Origin of the sequence: uncultured Zoogloea sp. (assembly GCF_937894855.1) — a bacterium.
GTDB lineage: Bacteria > Pseudomonadota > Gammaproteobacteria > Burkholderiales > Rhodocyclaceae > Zoogloea > Zoogloea oryzae.
Map to the genome: position 1 here is coordinate 24027 of NZ_CALAYQ010000205.1, position 9371 is coordinate 33397.

The 9371-nt window shown below is 66.4% G+C and carries 7 protein-coding genes; 2 read left to right on the plus strand and 5 right to left on the minus strand.

All coding sequences use genetic code 11. The features are described from left to right. Position 1: 1 nt before the first annotated feature. From Q0672_RS22030 to Q0672_RS22040, 3 genes are read right to left on the minus strand one after another with little or no spacing between them, the layout of a single operon-like run. Positions 2 to 334, minus strand: a complete 333-nt coding sequence (locus Q0672_RS22030) for a Rieske 2Fe-2S domain-containing protein (protein WP_298625995.1) — start codon at positions 332 to 334, stop codon at positions 2 to 4. After that, entirely contained in the window at positions 331 to 993 is a 663-nt protein-coding gene (locus Q0672_RS22035; RefSeq protein WP_298625998.1) for an HAD-IA family hydrolase, read from the minus strand. The genes Q0672_RS22030 and Q0672_RS22035 overlap by 4 nt, the downstream gene beginning before the upstream one ends. Further along, a complete protein-coding gene (locus Q0672_RS22040; RefSeq protein WP_298626001.1) occupies positions 986 to 1942 on the minus strand; it encodes an RluA family pseudouridine synthase in 957 nt (318 codons plus the stop codon). The genes Q0672_RS22035 and Q0672_RS22040 overlap by 8 nt, the downstream gene beginning before the upstream one ends. Positions 1943 to 2626: 684 nt before the next feature. On the opposite strand from Q0672_RS22040, the gene Q0672_RS22045 reads away from it, so the two are divergent. Next, positions 2627 to 5617, plus strand: a complete 2991-nt coding sequence (locus Q0672_RS22045; RefSeq protein WP_298626004.1) for an Rne/Rng family ribonuclease — start codon at positions 2627 to 2629, stop codon at positions 5615 to 5617. Between the two features lie 90 nt (positions 5618 to 5707). Here the strand turns inward: Q0672_RS22045 and Q0672_RS22050 are convergent, their stop codons facing one another. Then, positions 5708 to 6262, minus strand: coding sequence for a low molecular weight protein-tyrosine-phosphatase (locus tag Q0672_RS22050; RefSeq protein ID WP_367179987.1), 555 nt, complete (start codon positions 6260 to 6262; stop codon positions 5708 to 5710). Between the two features lie 15 nt (positions 6263 to 6277). Continuing rightward, positions 6278 to 8362 carry an excinuclease ABC subunit UvrB gene (gene uvrB, locus Q0672_RS22055; protein WP_153161500.1) on the minus strand — a complete coding sequence of 695 codons (2085 nt, stop codon included), beginning with the start codon at positions 8360 to 8362 and terminating at the stop codon, positions 6278 to 6280. Between the two features lie 117 nt (positions 8363 to 8479). Here uvrB and Q0672_RS22060 point away from each other — a divergent pair. Further along, the coding region (locus tag Q0672_RS22060) for an aromatic amino acid transaminase (protein WP_298626006.1) at positions 8480 to 9371 on the plus strand (892 nt) is incomplete at its 3' end.

The following is a 9371-nucleotide window of genomic DNA, read 5'->3' on the forward strand; positions in this document are numbered from 1 at the left end:
CTCAGTCGGACTCGTCGAGAAAAACCCCGCCATCCCGCTCCACCACCGGCAGCATCTCCAGCCGGCCACCCCGGCACGGGCCTTCGACGCACGCGCCGCTCTCGGGCCGGTACAGGGCGCCGTGGGTGGCGCAGATCAGATACAGCCCATCGCTGTCGAAAAATCTCCCGGGCTGCCAGTCCAACTCCACCGCCACGTGGGCGCAGCGGTTGATGTAAGCGTAGACCTTGCCGCGATAGCGCACCGCGAAGGCCGCCACATCCTGGCCGCCCCGCTGCACCACGAAGCGCACGCCGTCGCCGCCATCGACGAGATCGGCCGACGCGCAGATCACCCGTTGGCCTCCAGCCACGCCCGCAGCCCGGCCGGCGTGTCGATGCACGCCACCGGCGACTCGGCCACCAGCTGATCGACCGGATGGGCGCCGAAGCTCACCGCCAGCCCATCCACACCGGCGTTCTTCGCCATCAGGAGGTCGTGGGTCGTGTCGCCGATCATCAGGCAGCTTTCGGCCATCACGCCCAGCTCGTCCATCAGCTCGAACAGCATCGCCGGATGGGGCTTCGAGAAGCACTCGTCGGCGCAGCGCGTGGCGTGGAAATACTTGCCCAGACCCGTAAAACCCAACGCCCGGTCGAGCCCCTTGCGGCTCTTGCCGGTCGCCACCGCCAGCAGATGACCGCGGGCGTGGAGATCGGCGATCAGCGCCTGGGTGCCATCAAACAGCGTCAGCTCGTGATCGCTGGACAGATAGTGATGGCGGTAGCGCTCCACCATCTTCGGGTAGTCGGATTCGGGCAGCTCCGGCACCGCGTGGTGCAGCGCGTCCTGCAGGCCAAGGCCGATCACGTGACGCGCTCGGGCATCGGAAGGCGGCGGCAGGCCCAGATCGGCGCTGGCAGCCTGGATCGCCTGGACGATGGCAGCGGCCGAATCCATCAGCGTGCCGTCCCAGTCGAAGACGATCAGTTCGTAGCGTTGCGGTCTAGCCATATTCTCGCTCCCGGGTTTGTTCGACAACGGCGAGAAAGCCCTCCAGTTCGGCAGGCAAGGGCGCCGCAAGTTCGATCAACTGATCGGTGAGCGGATGATGAAAAGCCAGCTTCGCCGCGTGCAGGAACATCCGCCCCAGCCCTTCCTTCTCGAGCTGTTTGTTGAGGGCGAAATCGCCGTACTTGTCGTCGCCGCACAAGGGAAAGCCGGCGTGGGTGAGATGGACCCGGATCTGGTGGGTGCGCCCGGTCTTCAGCTCGACTTCCAGCAAACTGTAGCCCACCCAGCGCCGCACCAGCCGCACGATGCTGTGGGCCGGCTTGCCTTCGCGATTCACGCTCACCCGCCGCTCGCCGTTCTCCAGTAGATACTTGAGGAGCGGCTGCTTGATGTGCTGCTGGGCGTTCAGCCAGCGCCCCGACACCAGCGTCAGATAACGCTTCTGCACCTTGCCGTCGCGCATCATGTCGTGGAGCACCGTGAGGGCACTGCGCTTCTTGGCGACGATCAGCAGGCCCGACGTCTCCCGGTCGAGGCGATGCACCAGTTCAAGGAACTTCGCCTCCGGGCGCTGGCGCCGCAGCTGCTCGATCAGGCCAAAGCTCACCCCGCTGCCGCCATGCACCGCCAGCCCGGCCGGCTTGTCGAGCACCAGCAGCGCATCGTCCTCGTAGGCGATGTCGAAGGGTTTGCCCATGGGCACCGGCGCGGCATTCTCCTTCTCGGCAATGCGGATCGGCGGGATGCGCACTTCGTCCCCGATCTGCACGCGGTAGGTCTGATCCACCCGACGGCTATTGACCCGCACCTCGCCGCTTCTCAGGATGCGGTAGATATGACTCTTCGGCACGCCCTTGCAGACGCGCACCAGAAAATTGTCGATGCGCTGACCGGCGCTCGCGTCGTCGACGCGCTCGTGGCGCACTGCGGGAGCTTTACTCAAGGCCATCGTTTTGAAATATACTGTTGAGCGGTTTTTTCGGTCCTGATGCGTCGCGCCCGCCAGAAGCGTGTTGTGATGTGAATCAACACCGGCCCGCGCCGCCCCAGAGCGACTCTGTGCAGAGGACTCCAAGCCGAGTTATCCGGCACCCTCACCGCTCCCGAAAAACCAAAGGAAGGTCCGTCGCCGGACAAAAAGAGGGCGATGGTACTTTATTCGACAATAAACTTGTACCAATTGCGCGCAGGCGCACACGCAGATTGACGGCCCTGAACCGGGGCCGCGAAGCATTCCCTGCAAGCCGGCCCGAGGTCGCAACGCCATACGCCGTCGTACCCGATCGTACGCGCGCCGTTCCAGCCTTGCGAGACCAGGCGAAGCTGCAGGCACTTCGCAGCCCCCGGGGCGCATGAACGAATCGTGCCGGACAGACCGGCGCCCGTGCTGAGGATCGGCAGCGCACTGAGAGTGCGTTGCGCTCCGGAAGCCCGGGCCCGACGAATCCCGCTAAAACGTTCCGGCGCCCTCAGCACGAGATGCGGTTCAGGGTGCGATAGACGAATCCCGCCACCCACTTTAGTTTGATTTCCCCTTGATGAAGGATCGGCTCGATCACGCCAAACTAAGTCACCGCAACTGAGCGGTGGTGCGGCTCGTCCTGCCCGTGTGCCACGCGGGAGAAGAAGACGAATGAAGCGAATGCTCTTCAATGCAACGCAGGCCGAGGAACTCCGCGTTGCCATTGTCGATGGTCAGAAACTCATTGACCTCGACATTGAATCGGCCGCCAAGGAACAACGCAAAAGCAACATCTACAAAGCCGTCATCACGCGCATCGAGCCCAGCCTCGAAGCCGCGTTTGTCGACTATGGTGCCGAGCGCCACGGCTTTCTGCCGTTCAAGGAAATCTCCCGCGCCTACTTCCAGCCTGGTGTCGAAGCCAGCCGTGCGTCCATCAAGGAAGCCCTGAAGGAAGGCCAGGAGCTGATCGTCCAGGTCGAGAAAGACGAGCGCGGCAACAAGGGCGCCGCTCTCACCACCTTCGTCTCGCTGGCCGGCCGCTACCTCGTGCTGATGCCCAACAACCCCCGCGGCGGTGGCGTTTCGCGCCGCGTCGAGGGTGACGAGCGCGCCGAGCTGCGCGACGTGATGGACCAGCTCGAAGTGCCTGGCGGCATGAGCCTGATCGCCCGCACCGCCGCCATCGGCCGCACCGCCGAAGAGCTGCAGTGGGACTTGAACTACCTCCTGCAACTGTGGCGCGCCATCGACGGCGCCGCCCAGGCCCAGGAAGGCGCCTTCCTGATCTACCAGGAAGGCAGCCTCGTGATCCGCGCGATCCGTGACTACTTCCAGCCCGACATCGGCGAGATCCTGATCGACACCGACGACGTCTATGAGCAGGCGCGCCAGTTCATGGCCCACGTCATGCCTCAGAACGTCGGCCGCGTGAAGCGCTACCACGACGACGTGCCGCTGTTCTCGCGCTTCCAGATCGAACACCAGATCGAATCGGCGTACTCGCGTCAGGTGAGCCTGCCTTCCGGCGGCGCCATCGTGATCGACCACACCGAAGCCCTGGTGTCCGTGGACGTGAACTCCGGCCGCGCCACCCGCGGTGCCGACATCGAGGAAACCGCGTTCAAGACCAACTGCGAAGCCGCCGACGAAGTGGCCCGCCAGCTGCGCCTGCGCGACCTCGGCGGCCTGATCGTCATCGACTTCATCGACATGGAGTCGCAGAAGAACCAGCGCGAAGTCGAGAATCGCCTGCGCGACGCCCTGCGCTACGACCGCGCCCGCGTCCAGACCGGCAAGATCAGCCGCTTCGGCCTGCTCGAGCTGTCCCGCCAGCGTCTGCGCCCGGCCCTTGCCGAGACCAGCTACATCCCCTGCCCGCGCTGTAACGGCACCGGCCACATCCGCAGCACCGAGTCGTCCGCGCTGCACATCCTGCGCATCCTCGAAGAAGAGGCCATGAAGGACAACACCGGCGCCCTGCACTGCCAGGTTCCGGTGGATGTCGCCACCTTCCTCCTCAACGAGAAGCGCGACGACATCGCAAAGATCGAGATCCGTCACAAGGTCAGCTTGGTGCTGATCCCCAACCGCCATCTCGAAACCCCGCAGCACGAGATCGTCCGCCTGCGCCACGACCAGCTCAACCTGGAAGAGAGCGCCGTCCCGAGCTATCGCATGGCCACCAAGCCGGCCGACGAGACCTACACCCCGCCGTCGGCCAACACCGACCGCCCGGCCCGCCAGGAAGCCGCCGTCAAGGGCATCACCCCTGACCAGCCGGCCCCGGTGGTTGAAGCCAAGGTCGCCGCGCCGGCCCCGGCGCCCGTGCCGGAAAGCCAGCCGGGCCTGCTCGCCCGCATCTTCGCCTTCTTCCGTGGCGAGAAGCCCGCCGCTGCGCCGGCCCCGGTGGTTGCCCAGCCGGAACCCCAGCGTCGCGAATCCCGCGGCCGCAACGAACGCAATGGTCGCCGTGACGGTGGCCGTGGCCGCCGTGACGGTCAGCGCGAAGAGCGTGGCGAACGGGGTGAGCGCGCGGAACGTGGCGAACGCGAAGGTCGCGACACCAACCGCAATGCCGCAGCCCCCGAAGCCCAGGCCGAGGTCCGCGAAAAGCCCCAGCGCCAACGTGGCGAACGCCAGGAACGCGGTGAGCGTCAGGAGCGTGGCGAGCGCCCCGAGCGCGAAGGCCGTAGCGGCGAGCGTGCAGAACGTGGCGAGCGCGGCGAACGCGGCCGCAACCGTAACGGCCAGGCCGCAAAGCCTGCCGCCGACGCCGAAGGCATCGTCGCCAGCGCCGAGCAGCTGACCGCCGTCGCCGCTGTGGCTGCCGTCACCGCCCCCGAAGCGGGCGCCCCGGCCGCCGTCGATGGCGAAGCCAGCGCCGAACGCAGCCGCCGCGGTCGTCGTGGCCGTCGCGGTGGTCGTCGCAACGAGGAAGGCACCGGCACCGAAGCCGCCGCCCAGGGCGAACTGGAAATCGGCGATCAGGCCCAGCCCACCGCCGAAGCCGTGCAGGCCGAAGCCGCGCCTGCCGTGACCGAAGCCGCTCCGGCCGAAGCCACCGAGGCGCCGGTCGTCGCCGAAGCCCCCGCCGTGGTCGAGGCCGCTCCGGCCGCCGAAGCCGCGCCGGTTGCCGAAGTGACCGAAGCCGCCGTCGAGACTGCGCCTGCCGAAGTGGCCGTGGCCGAAACCCCGGTGGTCGAGACCGTCGTCGAAGCCGCCCAGCCGGTAGTCGCCGAAGTGCAGGCCGAAGTCGCGCCGGCGCCGGTGGCTGAAGCTGCCAGCCTGATCGAACAGGTTGCCGCCGCCGCCCGTGAAGCCGAAACCACCCCGGTGGTTGAAGCGCCGGTCGAAGTGGTCGCCGAACCGGTGGCTGTCGAGGCCGCGCCGGTGGTTGTCGAAACCGTCGCCGCGCCGGTCGAGGCCGTGGTCGAACCCGTCGCTGCAGCCGAGCCCGTCGCCGCCCCGGCGCCGAGCGCTCCGGCCGATCTGTCCGTCGCCCTTGAAGAGAGCGGCCTGGTGCTGATCGAAACCCGTTCGGATGCGACGAAGTCCTTCCAGCCGGAACAGGCCCCTGCGCAGCCCCTCGGCCGCCGCCGCCGCGCCCCGGCCGTCGTGGCTGAAGAGCCGCTGGTCCAGGTGGAAACCGGGCCGAAGTAATCCCGGCACCACCCAGCAAAAAGGCCAACCCCTCGGGGTTGGCCTTTTCGTTTGTAGCTGCCGCACTGGACAGCTCGGCGCTGCGAGTGGTCAGACAGCCGACTGGCGGCGGCGCTCCACTTCCGGACGGATCTCCTCGATCAGCCCCTGCACGGCGTCCTCGCACATGTCGAGCACCGCGTCGAAGCCGGTGAGGCCGCCATAGTACGGGTCCGGCACATCATCGCGGCGATGACGCTGGGCAAAACTCATGAACATCCGCACCTTGTGCTTGCAGCCTTCAGGGGCGCGGTCGCGCAGATAGTGGAAATGATCCCGGTCCATCGCCAGCAGCAGATCGAACTCGGCGTAGTCCTTGGGCTGGACCTTGCGGGCGCGCAGCCGGGAAAGATCGTAGCCTCGCCTCAGGGCCGCCGTCTGAGTGCGGGGATCGGGCGCCTCGCCCGCGTGATAGCCCTGGATGCCCGCCGAATCGACGCCGACCGCGCTATCCATCCCGGCCATCGCCAACCAGCGACGTGCAACGCCCTCTGCAGTCGGCGACCGGCAGATATTGCCGGTGCAGACGAATAGTATTTTCACTATGGGTGTCCCTCCTGCCGGCAATTTAAACAGCCGGCGGGCGGAACGTACAAGAGCAAGCACCAATTTTCGAATCTCTCAGCCTGTGGCGTTCGGTCGGGACCCGCCTGGCAGATCGTGGGCGTCGGCCCCGAATGCCTGCTGGCGCAACCGGAAGAGCTTGTCGCGGGCGGCCGCGGCTTTCTCGAACTCCAGGTTGCGGGCGTGTTCCTGCATTTCCTTCTCGAGCTGGCGGATGGTCTTCGCCAGTGCTTTCTCGTCAAGGGCCGCGTAGTCGCTCCGGGCCTCCCCGGCGGACGTCGCATCGGCCTCCGATCCTGCATCATAGACACCGTCGATGATGTCTTTGATGCGTTTTGTCACGGACTTGGGCGTAATTCCGTTCGCCTCGTTGAAGGCGATCTGCCGTGCACGGCGGCGCTCGGTTTCGCCGATGGCAGCCTTCATCGAGTCGGTGATCCGGTCGGCGTAGAGGATGGCGGTGCCATGCAGGTGGCGGGCGGCGCGGCCGATGGTCTGGATCAGCGAGCGCTCGGACCGCAGGAAGCCCTCCTTGTCCGCGTCGAGGATCGCCACCAGCGACACCTCGGGGATGTCCAGGCCTTCCCGCAGCAGGTTGATGCCCACCAGCACGTCGAACTCGCCCAGGCGCAGGTCGCGGATGATCTCGACCCGCTCGACGGTGTCGATGTCCGAGTGCAGGTAGCGCACGCGGATGCCGTTCTCGGCCAGGTATTCGGTTAGATCCTCGGCCATGCGCTTGGTCAGCACGGTGACGAGGATGCGCTCCTTCACGTCGAGGCGCTTCTTGATCTCGCCCAGCAGATCATCCACCTGGGTGGACGCGGGCCGCACGATGATGATCGGGTCGACAAGGCCGGTCGGGCGCACCACCTGCTCCACCACCTGGCCCTGATGTTCCTTCTCGTAGGCCGCCGGTGTGGCCGAGACGAACACCGTCTGGGGCAGCAGGCGCTCGAACTCCTCGAACTTGAGCGGCCGGTTGTCCAGCGCCGAAGGCAGCCGGAAACCGTATTCGACGAGGTTCTCCTTGCGCGAGCGGTCGCCCTTGTACATCGCGCCCACCTGGCCGATGGACACGTGGGATTCGTCAATGAACATCAGGCCATCGGCCGGCAGGTAGTCGATCAGGGTCGGCGGCGCCGCGCCGGGCTCGCGGCCCGACAGATGGCGCGAGTAGTTCTCGATGCCCTTGCAGAAGCCCAGCTCGTTGAGCATCTCCAGATCGAAGCGGGTGCGCTGCTCGATGCGCTGGGCCTCGACCAGCTTGCCGGCCTTCTGGAACTGGGCGATGCGCTCGCGCAGCTCGTCCTTGATCGCCTCGATGGCGCGCAGCACCGTGGCCCGCGGCGTCACGTAGTGGCTGGACGGATACACCGTGAAGCGCACGATCTTCTGCTTGAGGTGGCCGGTGAGCGGATCGAACAGCGTGAGATGCTCGATCTCGTCGTCGAACATCTCGACGCGCAGCGCGTACTCGGCGTTTTCCGCCGGGAAGATGTCGATCACGTCGCCCCGCACCCGGAAGGTGCCGCGCCGGAAATCCACGTCGGCCCGGTCGTACTGCATCGCCACCAGGCGCTGCACCAGATCCCGGTGGGCCATCTGCTCGCCTTCGCGCAGGTGCAGCACCATCGCGTGGTAATCGCCCGGATCGCCGATACCGTAGATGCACGACACCGACGCCACGATCACCACGTCGCGCCGTTCCATCAGGCTCTTGGTTGCTGACAGGCGCATCTGCTCGATGTGCTCGTTGATCGACGAGTCCTTCTCGATGAACAGATCGCGGGACGGCACGTAGGCTTCCGGCTGGTAGTAATCGTAGTAGCTGACGAAGTACTCCACCGCGTTCTCGGGAAAGAACTCGCGGAACTCCGAATACAGCTGCGCCGCCAGCGTCTTGTTGTGGGCCAGCACCAGCGCGGGCCGCCCACAGCGGGCGATGACATTGGCCATCGTGTAGGTCTTGCCGGAGCCCGTCACGCCCAGCAGCGTCTGGAACATCAGGCCATCGCCGATGCCCTCGACGAGCTTCCGGATTGCCTCCGGCTGGTCGCCACCGGGCGCAAAGGGCTGGTGAAGCCGGAACGGGCTCCCCTCGAAAACCACCACGCTCCCGCTACCTGATTGATCGGCCATGATAAAATTTCTGTCTTGAGTCAAACGGTGGCGCCCGCAAACCCCGCGGGCAACTCCGCATTATCACCCAGCGAGCGCCACAAAGTGCCCGCACCCTTCGCCCCTTCTGGAGAACCCATGAGCTCTTCGATCTTTGCTGCAGTCGAACTGGCCCCCCGCGATCCGATCCTCGGCCTCAACGAAGCCTTCAACGCGGACACCCGCAGCACCAAGGTCAACCTCGGCGTTGGCGTCTACTTTGACGACAACGGCAAGATCCCCCTCCTCGGCGCCGTCAAGACTGCCGAGAAGGCCCGCCTCGAAGCCGCCCCGCCCCGTGGCTACCAGCCCATCGAAGGCCCGGCTGCCTACAACAACGCCGTGCAGACCCTGCTGTTCGGTGCCGACAGCGCCATCATCCGTGACGGCCGCGTCGTCACCGCCCAGGCCCTCGGCGGCACCGGCGCCCTGCGCATCGGTGCGGATCTCATCAAGCGCGTCGTGCCCGACGCCACCGTCTACATCTCCGATCCGTCCTGGGAAAACCACCGCGCGCTGTTCGAAGCCGCCGGCTTCCCGGTCGACACCTACCCCTACTACAACCCGGAAACCCGCGGCGCCAACGCCGAGGCCATGATCGCCAAGCTGAACAGCCTGCCGGCCGGTTCCGTGATCGTGCTGCACGCCTGCTGCCACAACCCCACCGGCGCCGACCTCACCGAGGCCCAATGGGCCGAAGTGGTCAAGGCCTGTGCGGCCCGCGGCCTGATCCCCTTCCTCGACATGGCCTACCAGGGCTTCGCCGACGGCATCGAGCCGGACGCCGTCGCGGTCAACCTGTTCTCGGCCTCCGGCCTGTCGTTCTTCGTGTCCAGCTCCTTCTCCAAGAGCTTCTCGCTGTACGGCGAGCGCGTCGGCGCCCTGTCCATCGTCACCCAGAACAAGGACGAATCCACCCGCGTGCTGTCCCAGCTCAAGCGCGTGATCCGCACCAACTACTCCAACCCGCCGATCCACGGCGGCGCCATCG